This is a genomic window from Microbulbifer agarilyticus (assembly GCF_019800665.1).
Taxonomy (GTDB): Bacteria; Pseudomonadota; Gammaproteobacteria; order Pseudomonadales; family Cellvibrionaceae; genus Microbulbifer; species Microbulbifer agarilyticus_C.
The window spans coordinates 987,897-1,004,958 of sequence record NZ_JAHVKO010000001.1; the positions used below are offsets into that span (position 1 = coordinate 987,897).

The 17,062-nt window shown below is 55.7% G+C and carries 14 protein-coding genes; 5 read left to right on the forward strand and 9 right to left on the reverse strand.

What is annotated here, in order from left to right:
- Positions 1-23 precede the first annotated feature (23 nt).
- A complete protein-coding gene (locus tag KUV22_RS04095) occupies positions 24-806 on the forward strand; it encodes a GntR family transcriptional regulator (protein WP_222228599.1) in 783 nt (260 codons plus the stop codon).
- A gap of 19 nt (positions 807-825) precedes the next feature.
- Here KUV22_RS04095 and KUV22_RS04100 read toward each other — a convergent pair whose 3' ends face one another.
- Both KUV22_RS04100 and KUV22_RS04105 read right to left on the reverse strand, forming a co-directional pair.
- Positions 826-1,560 (reverse strand): hypothetical protein, encoded by a 735-nt coding sequence (locus KUV22_RS04100; protein WP_222228600.1) that lies wholly within the window; start codon positions 1,558-1,560, stop codon positions 826-828.
- Complete coding sequence (locus KUV22_RS04105) at positions 1,557-3,272, reverse strand: carbon-nitrogen hydrolase family protein (RefSeq protein ID WP_222228601.1); 1,716 nt, start codon at positions 3,270-3,272, stop codon at positions 1,557-1,559. Before KUV22_RS04105 ends, KUV22_RS04100 begins: the two co-directional genes overlap by 4 nt.
- 222 nt (positions 3,273-3,494) lie before the next feature.
- On the opposite strand from KUV22_RS04105, the gene KUV22_RS04110 reads away from it, so the two are divergent.
- From KUV22_RS04110 to KUV22_RS04125, 4 genes are read left to right on the forward strand one after another with little or no spacing between them, the layout of a single operon-like run.
- Positions 3,495-4,856 (forward strand): MFS transporter, encoded by a 1,362-nt coding sequence (locus tag KUV22_RS04110; RefSeq protein ID WP_222228602.1) that lies wholly within the window; start codon positions 3,495-3,497, stop codon positions 4,854-4,856.
- A 12-nt stretch (positions 4,857-4,868) separates the two neighbouring features.
- Entirely contained in the window at positions 4,869-5,684 is an 816-nt protein-coding gene (locus KUV22_RS04115; RefSeq protein ID WP_222228603.1) for a hypothetical protein, read from the forward strand.
- A gap of 52 nt (positions 5,685-5,736) precedes the next feature.
- A complete protein-coding gene (locus KUV22_RS04120; RefSeq protein WP_010130698.1) occupies positions 5,737-6,603 on the forward strand; it encodes an isocitrate lyase/PEP mutase family protein in 867 nt (288 codons plus the stop codon).
- 16 nt (positions 6,604-6,619) lie between these two features.
- A complete protein-coding gene (locus KUV22_RS04125) occupies positions 6,620-8,092 on the forward strand; it encodes an aldehyde dehydrogenase family protein (protein ID WP_222228605.1) in 1,473 nt (490 codons plus the stop codon).
- 14 nt (positions 8,093-8,106) lie between these two features.
- Here KUV22_RS04125 and KUV22_RS04130 read toward each other — a convergent pair whose 3' ends face one another.
- The 7 genes from KUV22_RS04130 to KUV22_RS04160 form a co-directional block, all read right to left on the reverse strand.
- On the reverse strand, positions 8,107-8,637 hold the full coding sequence (locus KUV22_RS04130; RefSeq protein WP_222228607.1) for a DUF2141 domain-containing protein: 531 nt from the start codon (positions 8,635-8,637) through the stop codon (positions 8,107-8,109).
- Positions 8,638-8,742: 105 nt separating this feature from the next.
- On the reverse strand, positions 8,743-9,660 hold the full coding sequence (locus KUV22_RS04135; RefSeq protein WP_222228609.1) for a hydroxymethylglutaryl-CoA lyase: 918 nt from the start codon (positions 9,658-9,660) through the stop codon (positions 8,743-8,745).
- Between the two features lie 23 nt (positions 9,661-9,683).
- The gene (locus KUV22_RS04140; protein ID WP_222228611.1) at positions 9,684-10,883 is read right to left on the reverse strand and encodes a CaiB/BaiF CoA transferase family protein; all 1,200 of its coding nucleotides are present in this window, start codon (positions 10,881-10,883) and stop codon (positions 9,684-9,686) included.
- Positions 10,884-11,016: 133 nt separating this feature from the next.
- Positions 11,017-11,985, reverse strand: coding sequence for a hypothetical protein (locus KUV22_RS04145; RefSeq protein WP_222228613.1), 969 nt, complete (start codon positions 11,983-11,985; stop codon positions 11,017-11,019).
- A gap of 125 nt (positions 11,986-12,110) precedes the next feature.
- Complete coding sequence (locus KUV22_RS04150) at positions 12,111-14,714, reverse strand: TonB-dependent receptor (protein ID WP_222228615.1); 2,604 nt, start codon at positions 14,712-14,714, stop codon at positions 12,111-12,113.
- A 252-nt stretch (positions 14,715-14,966) separates the two neighbouring features.
- Positions 14,967-15,743 (reverse strand): maleate cis-trans isomerase family protein, encoded by a 777-nt coding sequence (locus tag KUV22_RS04155; RefSeq protein ID WP_222228617.1) that lies wholly within the window; start codon positions 15,741-15,743, stop codon positions 14,967-14,969.
- A gap of 64 nt (positions 15,744-15,807) precedes the next feature.
- On the reverse strand, positions 15,808-17,019 hold the full coding sequence (locus tag KUV22_RS04160; protein WP_222228619.1) for an MFS transporter: 1,212 nt from the start codon (positions 17,017-17,019) through the stop codon (positions 15,808-15,810).
- Positions 17,020-17,062: the final 43 nt, after the last annotated feature.

The window sequence follows — 17,062 nt, forward strand, 5'->3', positions numbered from 1 at the left end:
GCCGGGCAGAAGGTCTCGATGCTATGGATGCCATCAATACGCTTTTCAGCAAGCAGCAGTTAGAATCGCTGTCAGAAGAGTCGCATTCCCCCCTGTATTTCCAGCTTTACACGCTGCTTAAGAATGCCATTTTAAATGGAACCCTTGAGCACGGTGACCAAATGCCTACGGAACTGCAGTTGGCGGAATCCTTCAGCGTATCTCGTATTACCGCCAAGCGCGCCATGGATGAGCTGGCAGCAGAGAGCCTGGTGGAGCGCCGGCGCGGTAAAGGCACGCACGTCATTTATGAATATCAGCAACAGCCCGTAAAGGCCCCGCTGGTAGGCATGCTGCAAGAAATCGAAAGTATGGCGCGGCACTCCGAAGTTGAAGTACGCAGCTGCGAATTCCTTCAGCCCTCCGCCGAAATTCGCGAGGAGCTGGGCCTCGAAACCGGTGACACCGCACTGCTACTAGAACGTACCCGTTCTCGTGACGGAGCGCCCTTTGGTTACTACGTCAGCTGGACCGCGGGCTTGGGACAGAAAGTGACGGCCAAGCAGTTTGAGAAAACCCCGCGACTCGAAGTGTTCCGCAAGCAGGGCTTGGAAATTTCTCACGTAACCCAGACCCTGAGTGCCGAAGCCGCCACGCAGGAAAGCGCGCGTGAACTGGCAACCACCGTCGGCGCCCCACTGCTCAGCCTGACGCGACGCTCCTACGCAAAAGTGAATGGCCAGGAACAGCTGGTGGACCTGATGCACGTGCTTTACCACCCCGACCGCTTCCAGTACCAGATGGACCTGAAAGCGGACGAGTTCTAATCCCGGCGGGCTATGCCCTTCAGGCATAGCCCCAAATTACCGCACCCGGCCACTGCCCCCTGAAGTCTTGCAACTTTACCTGCCACTCTTTTTCACCCTGCACCCAGCGGTACTCCCGCAGCAGGCCATCGCGCAGTAGGTATTCGGAACCATTTTCATACTGGCCGCCGGAATAGCGATAGCGCTCAACCTGCTCGCTGCTACCCCCTACCGGATCCCCTACCGATCCCCCTGCCGATTCCTGCCCCAAGTACTCCAACCTACGACTGGAGACATCCGGCATAAACAGCTTGTCTCGCTGCCCCGGGTCCTGAATCCACGGCACTAGGATTTCCCCGCGCCCGCCAGCGGCGGCAAGCCCCGTAAGTAGCTGGCCCGCGAAGATCCGCATAAGGGGGAAGAAGTGCATTTCATCGGCAGGAAAGCTTTGCGCTGGTGAGCCCGGGCGGCGAAAACGATAGCGCGCGTTACTGGGCTTACCTTGATTACTGGGGTCGCTGCTGTAGGTCGCCACTGCGAGTGGTACGTCGCCACCCTCACACCATTTCAGCAGCCCCCGCATACCGCCGGATTTATCGATGCTTACGCAGGCACTTATGCGCAAAGACAGGGATGGCACCTCGCGCTCACTGGAGATTTCATAGCCGCTACCAGACTGTCGCAGCTGCCATGTCTCCGCAAGTGGTACCGGGTTGCCGTCGCATTGATATTCATAGCGCCCAGTTGCCAGAGAAGAAACGTCGTTCGGTATCATTCCACCGTGTCCGCAACGACTTGCAGTAAGTGATCCGTGGACTGATGCGCACGATCACGTAACAGGTGCGTATTGGAGGAAAGCATTTTGTTGACCGCAGCACGCGGGTGCAGCGCCGCCACCGTCAGCTCCCCATGCTGGCGCGTCATAATCGGCTTGTTGATGTTGCCGTCGAAGTGACGCTCACGCCACGGTTCCAACAGGGTAAATTCCCGCTCCAGGCTGGCAACAAGCCCACCATCGGTACCGGGCATTGCCGCAACCAGACAGATGCGGTTTTCCGCAGCCCGCGCGGCCATCAGTAGCGGCACGTTTTCGTCTTTTCTGCTGCCGCGACTCGCTCGCAGCGAGGGCGCCGCCAATACACAGTGCGCGCCCTTGAGCGCCGCCATACGGGATAGCTCTGGGTAAAAACAATCTTCCCCAACCAAAAGTGCAACCCGCCCCCAGGGCAAGTCAAACACCTGTAACACACTGCCCGCCGGCGCCAACCCCATGGCACAGCGATGCAATTGCGGCTGCACCAGCCTGCGCCCAGTTTCATCGAGCAGAATGCCGACGTGGTGCCAGCCGTGCACACCTTCTTCGATCACACTGGTACAGATGGCAACGCCGTTCTTACGGCTTACCTCTGCCAGGCGCTCTTCTGCCAAGCGGCACAACTGCATGGTGCGCGCCCAATCTTGTGCGGGATCCGCAACCGGGAAACACGCCGGCAATACGGCAAGCGCGACATTTTCCGGCAGATCCACAATCAGTTCTTCGGCGCGCTCTATCGCCTCTACACCAGTGCCCTGCGGGCTTATCAAGGCGATTTTTACTTCTTCCTTTGCATCACTCGAGGGCGTCAACGCACTCTGCTTGAGCCCCTCGTAAAGCGAAGACTGACGGCGGGCAAGCGCGCCCATGCTCAACCGCAGCCGGGCATCTCGATCGGGCAGCTCGGCCATCACCACTTGCTCAACACCCCGCTTGCCCTCAACCACTGGGCGCCCATCCACACCGACGACCTGGCTTTCGCCCGCGCCGTAGAGCAACGACTCGGGGATCGATGTCATTGCACTGACCTGTGCCAGCTCCTGCTCTGGTACCAGCGGCCCAACCTTGTTCGCCGCCACCATAAACAAGCGGTTCTCCGCCGCACGCGCCCGCACATGCAGGCTCGCTTCATCAAACGCAAACGAATTCAGGGAGTTGCACAGCAGATCAGCGCCGGCCAATGCCAGACGTCGCGCAGGCTCAAAGCTGATGCCGTCGCGACAGGCGATAAACCCGATTCTTCCGAGCTCCGTATCCACCAGTCCCGCCGCCCGGGTCGCGGGGGTAAAGAAGTCGTTCTCATGCCCCATCAAGCTCTGCTTGTCTGCCTCACCCAGCAGATCACCATCTGGGCCATAGAACAGCGAGGTCACGGTGATTACCGGCTTCTCTCCTTTCCTGTACTCACGCCGCAACGATACGTTGATCAGCACATAGCTCTTGTGCATCCGTGCGCGCTCCGCGATCGCCCGCAGGAACGGGCCATCCAGGTCCAACGCGTAATCCCAAGCCTGGTCCAGATCCTGATACCAGGAGATCCGGTTACAGAACTCCGGCAACACCATCAGTTTTGCCCCGTCCGCAGCCGCGCGATCAATCATGCGGATACAGGTGGCTAGGTTTTCATCAACATCCGTTCCGGTAGCAAATTGCAGTGCGGCGACCTTAGGCATAGTTCCCCCGGCATGGCTATTTCCCGGCAAAGTTATTCTCCGCCGGGACACTGGATAAATTCCTCTTTCGAGCCAATTGTACTATTGATATAACTTTATTACACTACCCCATCTAGACCGACTAATTTAGACCGGCTTTGAAGTAGCCATGTAGACTCATGGGCGGTCTCGTAATAAAAAGAAAACAGCTGGGAAAATCCGTCAACAGCGAGGCGCTGCACAATGGATACAACAAACCTGACCCCGAACCACCAGGCTTCCCGTTCCTGGCTTGGTGCCCAATTGGCAGCGGGCATTTCCCGCGGCAATTTTGCCACCTACCTGTTCGCCGTATTTATTTCCTCCGGGTATGCGGGAGCCCTTGCGGTGTTACAGCCCGGGCTACTCCACGTAATGGGCATTGCCCAGGACACCCAAGCCATGGTGACTGGTTACCTCAGTGCCATGCAGGAGCTTGTGTTCATTCTGCTGCTTGGCTCTGCGGGAGCACTGTCTGACCGTATCGGCCGCCGACCGGTCTACGTGTTCGGTCTCGCCCTCACCGGAATTGGCTTTGTCCTCTACCCCCACGCCAGTTCGATTACGCAGTTGTTCGCCTACCGTCTGCTGGTCGCCGTTGGCAGTGCCGCGATGATCGGAATGATGGTGACGGTGGTTGCCGACTACGCGAGCGAATCTTCCCGCGGCCGCGCCAATGGCCTGCAAGCCCTGGCCGCGACGCTGGGTGCCTTTATTCCCCCTATTCTCGCCAGCCTTCCGCAAGTCTTCAGTGGGCGCGGCATGGATGAACTGGCAGCGCAACAACTGACATTTGCCGTAGGCGGCGCACTGGGAATCGTCGCTGCGGTTGTGGCGCTGACCGGGCTGGCACCGAGAGTTATTCAGACTGCCTCTGCGGCCAGAGAGTCGCTGGTGCAAACACTGTTCGGCGGCCTCAAGGCTGCGCGCGATCCGCAGACTGCCCTTTCCTACGGTGCGGCTTTTATTTCCCGTGGCGACCTTGCGGTAACCGGAGCCTTTATCTCCCTTTGGCTGGTGCAATACGGCACGCGCGAACTCGGCATGACCGCCAGTGAGGCAATGTTTCAACTGGCGGTACCGCGGGTACTGGCAACCGTCGCCGGGGCCCTGCTGGGCTCGGTGATTATGGGGCGCATTGCGGACCGCACCTCGCGGGTAAACGCTGTCGCCCTGGCGTCCGGGCTCGCCGCGATTGTGTACAGTGCGGTATTCCTGATCCAGGACCCGACCGCCAACTGGGTGATCGGTCTGCTGTTTGTGATGGGTATTGCCGAAATCAGTGCTTTCGTCAGCAGTCAGGCACTGGTGGGCCAGCAGGCACCGGAAGCCTACCGCGGTGCGACCATTGGTTTCTTCGGCGTTGCCGGTGCATTTGGTATTTTACTCGGCACCTCTGGCGGCGGTGTTCTATTCGCGAAAGTTTCACCCAGCGCGCCCTTCGTGCTGTTCGGATTTCTCAATTTTACCGTTTGCATCTGGAGTATTTGGCTCAGCAAGCGGCTAACTCGTCAAACCACAACACCTGAGTCGTCGACCGTCTCTGCCGTTGCAACCAGCCAATAGAGAGCTATTGATATGGAAAACACTGAAAATCTGACAGAAGAATTTGTCGCCCATCTCGCCGGCGATGTAAATATCGACACCAGCGAAACCTTTGACGCGGTTATGACGACCCGCGATCGGATTTGGGAAAAGATTCAGAGCAGCCTGTCGCTGAAAGAAGACCTCCGCTGCGCGGACCTGCACAACTTCGACAACCTGAAGGGCGAACACATTGGCCGCATGCGCACTTTCACCGGCGACCAATCCCCGGTGGACTGGATCATCCACTCCAATATCGGCACGCCGCAGAATACGTTTACCAATATCCACCTGACCATCTATCTGGACGACTCGGTGGATGTACCCCATCTGGGTATGGCGTTTGGCACCCTGCCCGATGCGTTTTTCTATATTGACCCGATGCCACGCTACGAGCCGCTGAGCTACCCGGAGCATTTGCAGAAATACCTGACGCCCCTGAATGACATTTACATGAGCCTGCAGGCAGAACTTTTCGAGGCCGGCGTAAAGCCTTTTAATGCGGCAATGCCGTTTATCCGCGGTTCTCTGTCGCCTGTGGCACTGGCCGGTATCGTTCCGCTGGACTTCTACCGCGAAAAAGTGGAGCCGAAAATTTTCGCCTACGTAGATCACTGGCTGAAACTGGTTCACGAAGCAAAGGCGGTACAGGATGCGGAAACACGCGCGCAACTGAAACAGCGCGACGAATTAATCCGCCGCAATATCGTGCACCTTGACCCGGCCAACCCGATCGCCGAGCGACTGGTCGGCAAGCCGCTGGCAGATCGCCTGGTGCGCATTCTGTGTGCCGAAGAGCGCAGCGAATAACTTTCCTCGCCAAGAGCAGAAGCAAGACCAAGAGTAAGAGCAAGAGGCAAGCATGTCGGATTCATTGAGGCAGTTACTGGCCGGAGATCAGGTACTTTCCGTACCCGGGATCTATGATGGTCTGAGTGCCCGACTGGTGGAACAAGCCGGATTCAAGGCGGCCTTCCTGTCAGGGGCATGCTTGTCTTTCGCCCGTTTCGGTCGCCCGGATATGGGCATCGTCAGCGCCGCCGAGGTGGCAGAATCGGTCGCGGTGATTCGCGAACGCACGCCTATGCCGCTGATCGTGGATATCGATACCGGTTTTGGCAATGCGTTGAATGTTCAGCGTACCGTGACGACCTTTGAGCGCGCCGGCGCCTCTGCGCTGCAAATGGAAGATCAGCTGATGCCCAAGCGCTGCGGCCATATGCGTGGCAAGCAGGTCATCAGCCGACAGGAAATGGTGGGCAAGATTCACGCAGCGCTGGACGCGCGACACAGCGACGAGACTCTGGTTTTTGCCCGCACCGATGCCCTTGGGGTCAATGGGTTTGACGATGCGCTGGAGCGCGCGGAGCACTATCTGGAGGCTGGTGCCGATGCAATCTTTGTTGAGGCACCGGCAAATCTCGAACAAATGCAGATTATTGGCGAGCGTCTGGGCAGCCGAACGCCCCTTATCCATAACCTGGTGGAAGGTGGCCAATCCCCTGTCCAGTCGGCGGATGAACTGCAAGCGCTGAACTACCGCATCGCCCTGTTCCCTGCGTCACTGCTCCACCTGTTCATTCCTGCTGCACAAAAATTGCTGGCGCAGCTAGCTCACAGTGGCCACCTGAACGAACTGCGCAATCAGATGATTGATCTTGCCACAGTGAACGACCTGCTCGGCGCCGACGAGCTGCTGGCGGCGGGCAAAAAATATCAATACGAATAAAAAACGGTACGCAATTATGAGCCGTGACTACTCGCTTCCGGAACTTGCAAACTACATCGACGGTGCATTTTCCACACCGGCTATCGACCGCGAGCGCAGCTTGCACGATGCCAATACGGACAAACCCATTCAGGGACGCCGCAACTCCAACCGGGAACAGATTCAGGCCGCACTTGCCACCACCGACCGCATATACCAGGCAGGTACCTGGGAAGATACGTCTGCTGAGGAGCGCGCAGAGCACCTGGAAGCGATGGCGGTAGAACTAAGCAGTGCGGAATACGCAGAAACCATCAGTATCGCCGACAGCCTCACCTCGGGCGCGATAGTGCGCACCACCCGAAAAATGGCGCAGATGCTGCCGTTCGTATTCCGCGGCGCGGCTGCTTATCTGCGCGAAGGACATCTGGACAAACAAGTCCCCGGCCCGCGCGGCTCGGTAGACTATCTGCGCCGCCCATGGGGCCCCGCACTGCTGATTGCACCATGGAATGGCCCAACCGCGATCGGCTCTCACAAAGTAGCGAGTGCCCTCGCCGCGGGCGCGCCGTGTATTCTCAAACCTTCCGAGTTCACTCCGCATTCCGCCATCATGATGGCGCGCGCTGCAGATCGGGCAGGATTGCCCAAAGGTGTATTTCAGCTGACACTGGGAGATCGATCCGTCGGCGCTCAGCTGGTGGAAGACCCGCGCATCAAGGCCGTGTCCTTTACCGGTGGACTTGCCGGTGGGCGCGCCATCGCGCGTGCATGTGCAGACGACTTCGTACCAACGCAACTGGAGCTCGGCGGCAACAACCAGCTGGTTATATTTGCCGATGCCGACCTGGATCTCGCCGCTACCGGCATCGTTTACGGGATGACGAACCTCAATGGACAGTGGTGCCGTGCGCTTGGGCGCCTTCTGGTACACGAATCAGTGAAAGATCGCCTGCTGGATAAGGTTATGAGCCAGCTGGCGAATATTCGTATCGGCCACTCCCTCGATGAGGAAAGTGATATGGGGCCGCTGGTACACCGCGGTCACTTTGAGCAGGTGCAATCGGACATTGAGCGTTTGCGGAGTTGCGGTGGAGAAGTACTGACGGCGACACCCTTACCACAGCTGGACGGTAACTTTATTGCGCCGACCCTGATCGACGGTTGTCGCCCTGAGGATACCCGCGAGGAGATTTTTGGCCCCGTTGCCACAATTCACACATTCCGTGATGACAGCGAAGCACTCGCCCTGGCCAACGGCACCGACCTTGGTCTTGCCGGCTATGTCTATAGTGAGAATGAAGAAAAGGCCTTTGCGTTTGCGCGCAAGATGCGTACCGGTGGGGTCAAGATTAACGGCTACAGCCTGCTGAGTATCGGTGAGGGTACGCCGCGCGGCGCCTGGGGGCTGTCAGGGCTTGGTGAAGAGGGGCATGGGCAATCCATCGAATTCTTTACTGGAGCCCGGGTGGTTGGCCTTTCTCCGCAGGATCCACTGGGTGGGCGCTAATGCGCCCAACAGCATTAATCGACCAGCGCAATAAATGTCTGCTGCTCGGGCTGTGAAATTTCGATCACTGCCTTGGAGAATTTGGGCGGGCCAAACTTTGGCACATGTCCATTAGACAAGCCCACCGGCTCTTTCGGGATACCGATAAAATTCCGGTCCATTTCACCGTTTGCATTGTCGTCATGGTGGACACTAATTGCGAAGGCGCCATACGGCAGAGTCAATAACACTTCAAGCTGACCGTCTTGCAGGTTTTCCAGGCCGGCTTCTTGGGCATAAACTTTTGTGTCACCAAGAAAAGTGTCTTTGGAATCGTATACGGAGATATACAGCTTCCCGACTTGGGACTGGATATTGGCGATGGTGAGCTTTACGGCTGCGGTGTTCTCATCAATAGACTCACCAGAAACTTCAGCACCAGATTCTTCACCACCAGATACCTCAACAGAAACGTCTTCAGCGGCTTCTGTCGTTTCAGCAACAACCGCGCCGCCGTAGAGGGCGACAAGCCCGGCAAAACAACCACATAGGATTCGATTGATCATTACAGAGCTCTCCTTGGTGTAAAAGGAATATCGATTCAGGGGTTACATCAGCCACACACAGTTTGTCATTCACACGCCGATAAAACCAACACGCATCAACCAACCTCAGGTCAGTGGCGCGCCTTTTTCAACTTGCAATCGTCGCCAGGTATCCGCCCTGCCCCCGGTGGGCACATCAAGCATTGATCCTACCATGCTGCCAACTTCCATCAACGCAGTCAGGTCGATCCCCGTATCGAACCCCATCTGCTCAAGTAGCATAACCACATCTTCGCTGGCGGCATTACCGGTGGCGCCCGGGGCGAATGGACAACCCCCGATTCCGCCGATGGCGCTGTCAAACTTGCGCACACCCGCATCCAGTGCAGCGTAGATATTTCCGAGCGCCAACGCCCGGGTATCGTGAAAATGGCAGGCCAGACGCTGCGTCCCATATTCCCGTGCCAGCGCGCCCATCAAGCTGCGCACAGCCATCGGGTTGGCAGCACCAATGGTGTCTGCAATATTCACATCGTCCGCACCTAACTCGAATAGCCGCCCGGCAAGATCTATTACCTTACCCGGATCCGTAGCGCCCTCGAACGGACACTGCCAAGCCACAGCAATACACCCCACTGCACGGATACTGTCCGCCTGTGCTGCCTGGAAAATACCCTGCGCTTGTGCCAGTGAATCTTCAACAGACATGCGCACATTGCGCTGATTCATGGTCTCTGTGGCGCAGATCACCAGCACCACCGTGTTCGCACCGGCATCGCGGGCCAATTCATAACCCTTGGCATTGGGAATCAGCACCTGACGATCGACACCGGAGTCACCGGTAATTCCGGCGAGCACCTGATCGGTATGGGCCATCGCCGGTACCGCCTTTGGCGACACAAATGCCCCGGCTTCCACCGAGCGGACGCCGGCATTTAGCAAGCCTCGGATTATTTGCACCCGTTGCTCAACCCGCAGAACCCGCTGCTGATTCTGCAATCCGTCCCGCGGGCCCACGTCGTTGATCAGTACCTTTTCACGCATCGGTCAGCTCCGTTGTTTCCGACTCAAGCCGCATCGCCATCGTTTTTCAGTGCATCGATATCGGCCTGGGTATAGCCACACAGTTCACTCAGGATCTGATCCGTGTGCTCACCGATATGTGGTGCGGGCGAGAAGGTGTCCTCATGGGTTCGGGACAGTTTGATCGGATTCCCTGGCGCCTTGGTTTTCTTGCCATTGGGGTGCGCGATATCCACCACCATATTGCGATGCAACACCTGCGGATCGTTCAGTGCTCGCTCCAGGTTGTTAATCGGTGCACACGGTATGCGCTGCGCTTCCAGCTTTTCCAGCCATGCATCCGTGGTGTCAGTGGCAAAAATTTCCGCGAGTTTTTCGTCAATAAACGTTTTGTCAGCAAAGCGTCCCGGCTGCCCATCGTATTTTGGATCGTCAAACTCCGGCACCTGTACCACCGGCTTCAGGTTCTGCCAGAAATTATCGGTAATCACCGCGATAATCACGAAGCCATCGGACGTCGCGAAGCTGTTGTACGGCACGTGCACAAAATGCGCATTGCCGATCGGGTATGGATTTTTGCCGCTCAGGAAATGCATGGTGGCCATGTAATTCAGCATGGATATCTGGCAATCCACCATGGAAATATCTACATGCTGGCCCTCGCCGCTCGTAGCGCGCTCGGTAATCGCTGCCAGAATACCCATGACCGCGAACATGCCACCACCCAGGTCGCCAATGGGGATACCAGCGCGCACTGGGTTTGCCGGGTCTTCACCGGTAATCGACATACCGCCACCGTAGGCCTGTGCTACCTGGTCAAACGCCGGACGCTTGGCCCCCGGGCCGTCAGAGCCAAAGCCCGACACACAACAGGTGATGATGCGAGGATTAATTGCATTGAGTGAGGCGTAATCGATCCCCAGGCGCTCCGGAACACCGGGGCCAAAATTGCTGATAACCACATCCGCCTGCTTTACCAGATCATAAAAAATCTGACGGCCGCGCTCGCTCTTAAGGTTCAGCGCCACACTGCGCTTGTTGCGGTTCAGGGTCAGATAGTAAGCGCCAAACCCATCGATAGAGTTTTCGGGATCACCTGCAAGAAGTTTACGCGTACCCTCGCCCGCCAGCGGCTCAACTTTGATCAGGTCCGCACCCAGGTCAGCGAGCAACATCGCCCCATAGGGCCCAGAAAGCATATGGGTTAAATCCAATATACGAATGCCATTCAGCGCCTTGCCCATAGGACAACTCCTAAGACTATTCTAATGAGTACATAAAAGTAGCTAGGTTCGCCGTACCTTCCGATCCACTATGACTATCGCAATGCGATAGAGGTGAAGATTCTATGGATATGCGGAAGGTACGGGATTGCAGCTAGAGAGACTTGCCGGTTTCCGGATTCACTGGTGTTTTCCAGAAGAAAACCATCAACCCTATATAGGCAAGGAGAATAACGGAGGCCGTCACTGGGAACTCGTTATAGTAGACCCAGGGTTCCCGGAAAATTTCCCAAAGTACCATCTGCTCTGGTAAATACCAGAAAACGCCGCCTACGGCGATGGCGTAACGAATAGCCAGCCCTGCTTCTTTTTGCTTGAACTGTTTGGCAATAATGATCGCAGACCAAAGTACTACCAATGCGAAAGCCACATAATTCACCGGATGGTGTAGGCCGAGAATTCGTTCATCATTGACCGCCAACATCAAGGTGTACATGAACCAGTTGACGAAAAGTAATTCTGTAGCGGCAACGCGGGCATATTGAGGCTTGTAACCTTTTGTAGGTTTACCGGGGCGCAGCCCGAAAATCTTGCGGACCCAAAGAATCAGTCGGCAACGGATATCCTTGTTCATACCCATATAAATCATGAGCATAAAACAGAAGAGCGTACTGCTCTGTAAAAACACGTGCTCGCCCATAAAATAGGGCCTGGGTATGGAGGAATCACCCGCAAACAAGGCGGCGACATCGGATTTCAACAGGTACTCTGGACCAGATTCAGTCATCGCCAGGGCAAAGTTGTTTTCAGCCCCAATAAAGTGCAGATACATCTCAAACCAGAACACCCAGACAAGTGAGCCACCGACAAACCCCATCCAGGTGCCACGAACCTCGTTTTGTTCCAGCCCCTTCCATACCATGATCAAACCGAGCATACCAACCACAAACGCTACAGCGTAGGCGATCGTAGAAGGTATACCGGCGTAAATTAAGGTAACGAGGTACATATGGGCGACCATCTTTTCCAGAATAACCCAGCCCAAGGCGAGCACACCTAATGCAGGTGCACTATATAGTCGCGACTTCTCCAACGGCGGAGATTCAATTGCAGAGATGGTCATTGCAGTTACCTCTTGTAATTACTATCTATTTGTTTTTATACGGTATAAAGCTTGTTCTATTCCAATTTTTGGCTCGGAAATGACGCCCGCAATATACTTCCATGTCACGGGCGCATTCATGTTGCTTAGAACGTATAGCTCAATCGTAGACCGGCGGTTCGTGGGTCTGGCAAAAGCAGCTCTATGCCCTGTGGTGTGAAGGCAGCCCCGGGAAGATGCCCGTAATCCACATTGGTAAGCCCAGTCTTCACTTTGTCGTCATCCAATAGATTGTTCACGTAGAACACCAGATCGAAACTATCGAAGTTCAGGCCTCCCTGAAAATCCACCAGCCAGTATTCCGGCAACCAAGCGTTATTGCCACGATCGAGGTAACGTTCCGATTCATAGTTACCCAAAAGTTCCGTGAAATATCCGACGCCATTGGCAAACTCACCATCGTATCGAGCAGACAGCATGGACGCATGTTTAGCGGAATTTAAGAACTGTGTTCCGGAGTAGTCACCCTCGGCAGTGCCTGTCCACAATTTATCTAGCGTGCCCGGACGGCCCACATCGGCGATCGTATAGTCTTTTACCTCCGTATCGCTCAGTACATAGCTGGCAAGAAAGGTCCAGTTGATCGTCGGGCGATAGATGGCGCTTAGCTCAAGACCCTGCAATTCGCTTTTACCGGCATTGGTAACCACTGAATTTTGGGTGCCGGTATTTGGATCAAATACGAAGTGGGAAATCTGCTGATTCGTATAGTCATACAAATAAATCGCGCCGTTAAGCTGCAGCCGATTATCAAGAACATTACTCTTGAAGCCCGCCTCATAAACCGAAAGCTCTTCCGGCTTGTATTCACCTGTCGTGATGATGCCATCGCCATCTGCGGTAGACATACCGCCGGGTTTAAAGCCCTCCGAGAAGGACGCGTACACCATCAGGTTATCCAGTGCCTGCCAGTCCACACTTACCCGCGGTACGAAGGAACTATCAGTACGGGAATAGGTTTGGACGCCTGGATCGGTGGGCATGAAAGTGACCGGATCCAGGACCGGAATCCCCATCAGGCCATTAAACTGGGTACTCAATGGCACACTGCGGTAATCAATATCTTCTTCCAGATAACGCCCTTCTGCGGTCAGGCGCCAGTTATCCGCAATGTTGTAATTTAAGGCGAAGGCCAAAGAGAGGTGATCGGTATCGCGGGTCATGGGGATAGGCAACGGTGTCGGTGAGGTACTGTGATTCACCAACCCAAAACCGCCCATCCATTGATCGAGATAGGCATCCCAAAAGGTCTTGTCGACGCCTTCGCGTAGCCACCACTGTTGGTTCATCAACGTATCCATCGTTTCAGACCAATAGAGGGCGCTTGCCAACCAGTCGAGCTTGTCGGAACTGCCAGACAGGCGGAACTCCTGACTGAATTGAGCCGAGTCGAAACTGGTATTGCTATTCGCGTTCACCCCATACTGAGTGTATTCACCAGGAAAACCGGGTGGAATAAACATACCGGAACCAGGCCCGAGTGACTGCAACGTAAAGTTAGTGCGATCAAAATCCGACTGGGTGCGGGAGTCATTGTAGTTGGCTCCTGTGAGCGACAGGAACTCAAAACTATCCATCTCGAGTTTCAGTTCTAACGAAGTCCGCGCACCACGTACGGACGTGCCCGCAAAATCGCGACCGGTAAGCGGGTCAGGTGACAGGTCAATTTCACCTTCCGAAGCGCCACTCAACTCTCCCACAATAACCGCACCGCAGGCAGCTGAACCGCCAACGAGGTGGGCATACGGAGAAGACATCGCACAGTCGGCCTCGGTAGTACCAGTGCCCGCGATCGGTCGAATTTCTGCGTAAGGGCTGACGGAACCCAGAAGCGCAAAATCAAAGGGAGAGGAACCCGTATGTGAGACTGACTGTCGTTGGACAATTGGTCGCTGAGAATATTTAGCCTCGCTATATTCAGCACGCCAGTATGCGGAAAATTGTTCGTCAGGCGTCCAGTTCAACGCTGCGGCAACGCCATCAGAGTCTACGCTACCGAGGTCACCTGACGTATTGGGATTCTTGTAATAGCCGTCAAATTCTGTTTTAGCCACATTGAGTGAAGCGGCCAAAATACCCGGCACGATCGGCATGCTGCCGCTCGCCTGAATTTTACTATAGCCATGCTCGGTAGCATCCGCTGCAAAGCGAACTTCCGACTCTTCGCCGGGGCGCTTGGTAATATAATTCACGGCGCCAGAAAACGCTGAGCGACCATACACCGCACTTTGCGGCCCCTTTACAACCTCCACACGTTCCAGATCGAACAGGTCAAGATTAGGACCGTTGCCGCTACCTCCAGTGGTCATGGATTCGGACGATACATCAATTCCATCAATCAATAGCGCAACATTGGAACGGCCTCGGGAATTCGACAGCCCGCGCAGAGAAATTCGAGTATCGTTGGGCAACAGTCCGGTTTCGAAGTCCAGTCCAGCAGTGTACCGGGCAACGCCCTCAAGCGCCGAAATACCTTTTTCCTGCATCTGTACCCCGGTCAGCACGTCTACTGCCACCGGAACCGTTTGCAGAGACTCCTCCCGTTTCCGCGCAGTTACCACAACTTCCTCAATGGCGAAGTCGTCACCACGCGCGGCCTTTACCTGCCGAGTCTGCTCTGTGTCTGCCATGGCGCCTTGCACAGCGACGCAAGCGGCAACAGCGAGAGAGAGTTGATTACGATTGAACATAGCCCCTCCAGATCATTCTTTATTGTTTTACTGCTCGTTACCTGGCTAACCTGATACCGCTAGCGATTGGCCACTCCGAGACTACAAAAGACATCGTAATCCCGGCAAATGTTATTATGTTATACTTTTATATCTTTTCAAGTGTTTTCTGGAGTCATCGGGGCCGCTACACCCCACCTTACGCTATCTGAACACCACAAGCTCCAACAACGGAAAGCCATAAACACAAGCACCACATTGAACGTAGATTTCCTAGAACTGTTCTAGTAAAAAACCTTTACCCGTGATTTTGTCCTCAATGCCACACGCGCGAAGGGCATGCCAAACTGTCGCAATGTTGATCGGGATCAGGGGTTTCTGCAGCACATGCTCGAGGGTGGGGAAAAGATCCAGCGTTGAGAGATTGGTACCACACTGGATGATTGCGTCGACATCATCACCATCCACTTCGCGCACAGCGTCCAATACTTCCTGGATAGGCGTTTCGGCGATCGCAGTCGCCGAGGGGCGATTCATTCCCTTGACGTTCACTACTTCAAAGCCGATATCAGAGAAAAAGCGGCGTACGTTGTCGTCACCCACCTGCGGGTACGGCGTAATCACGGAAATGCGTTTGGCACCAAAGCAATTGAGCGCGTCTTTGGTAGCACCAGCACCGGTGGTCAGGCCGAGATCGCCAATCTGATCGCGGATCTCACGCTCAAAAGCGATATTCCCCTCAAGTCCACCCCAGAAGGTTTCCGCAGACATGCCCAGCATGATGTGGGAGATCTTCGCGGACAGGACGTTGCGAATCGAGACCGGAATTTCACCGCGCATAATGTCGAGAAAACGCTCAAACACCGTATTCTCATCATCACCACTGCGGCTCATTTCATCAGACCAGTTACGCAACTCGATCCAGAACCGCGATGGATGCCAGGTTACGCCATCCAGCCTAAGCTGCTGCAGGTCGTACTCGACGCCGGTATTGGTGGAAGGGATGATGACGCCGATTTGGGCGCGGCGGGCGATCTGATAATTATCCATAACGACTCCGGAAAAACCTTAACGGAGTTATACCGGTCGCCCGTGCTGACCGGCATGATAATTATCAAGAACCTTCTGCGACTGCCACTACCGGCACAGCTTCTTTGGCTCGCGGTGCGCGCAGCGCTATAGCGAACAGCAGCAACAGTCCCATCAGGGCCGTGCCAATGTAGTAAGGCGCATGAATACCGATACCCGCGAAGGCGGTACCGGTGATGGCTGTACCCATACCGCGGCCAAATGTGCCCAGGGCATTGTACAGTCCCATGACCGCGCCCCGGTTATCTGCCTGCGCCTCTTTTGAGGTGAGTGACTGCATGGAAGTCAGCACAAACGCCGCACCAATGCCCTGCCCCACCAGCGCAGCGGCGACTCCAGGGACGCTGGCGTAGCCACCAGCCACGGTAACCAGGATGGCTGAGATGCCGAACAGAATAGCTCCGGCACGCATCAGGCGGCGCTCACCAAAACGCCGGGACAGAGGCCCGATAAGCCCGCCCTGCACAATCACCATGGCAATGCCCGCTGCGATCAATACCGGCACCAGATCTTTGGGGCCATGGGCAATATCCGTGGCATCTGCCCAAATCGGAAAGATGGACTCAACGAACCCCGCAGCCAGGTTGTACACCGTCACCGCACCCAGCAACAGGCACAGGCCGCGCCGCTCGGCCACCCAGCCCAGTAGCTGCGAGAAGGATTGCGTCTGCTTATTGGATTTGGCGGCACCAGACAAACTTTCCTTGAGGAAAAATATCACCACCAGTAACGCGGACAGCGACAAACCCGCAGACACCATGGCCGGAAGCTGCAAGTTGGCATCTTCGAAGCTATCGCCGGCCAAATAACCACCCAGTGCAGGCCCTACGATAAAGCTGATACCAAAGGCCGCACCGAGCATGCCCATGGCTTTCGCGCGATCCTGATCGGTGGTGACATCCGCAACGTAGGCCTGGGCCACAGACAGGTTACCTGCCATCAGCCCGCTAAACAGTCGCGATATGGCAACCATCCAGACAGTTGTGGCAAAGCCCAGCAGCACGTAACCCAGAACCGCACCGGCCAGGCTGACCACCAAAATGGGCTTGCGTCCAAAGCGATCGCTCAAGCGACCCCATATGGGAGTGGAGAAAAACATGCCCACTACGTATAACGCCATACACAGCGTGGCAATACCGGGTGTGGCGCCGAGCTGTAGTGCATAGTACGCGAGGATGGGCAACATGATGGCAAAGCCAATCATGTCCAATAACACAATAGCTACCGCGATATACATGCCGCCTTGTCTCCCCGAAACCCTTGTTACTACTTGTGTCGCT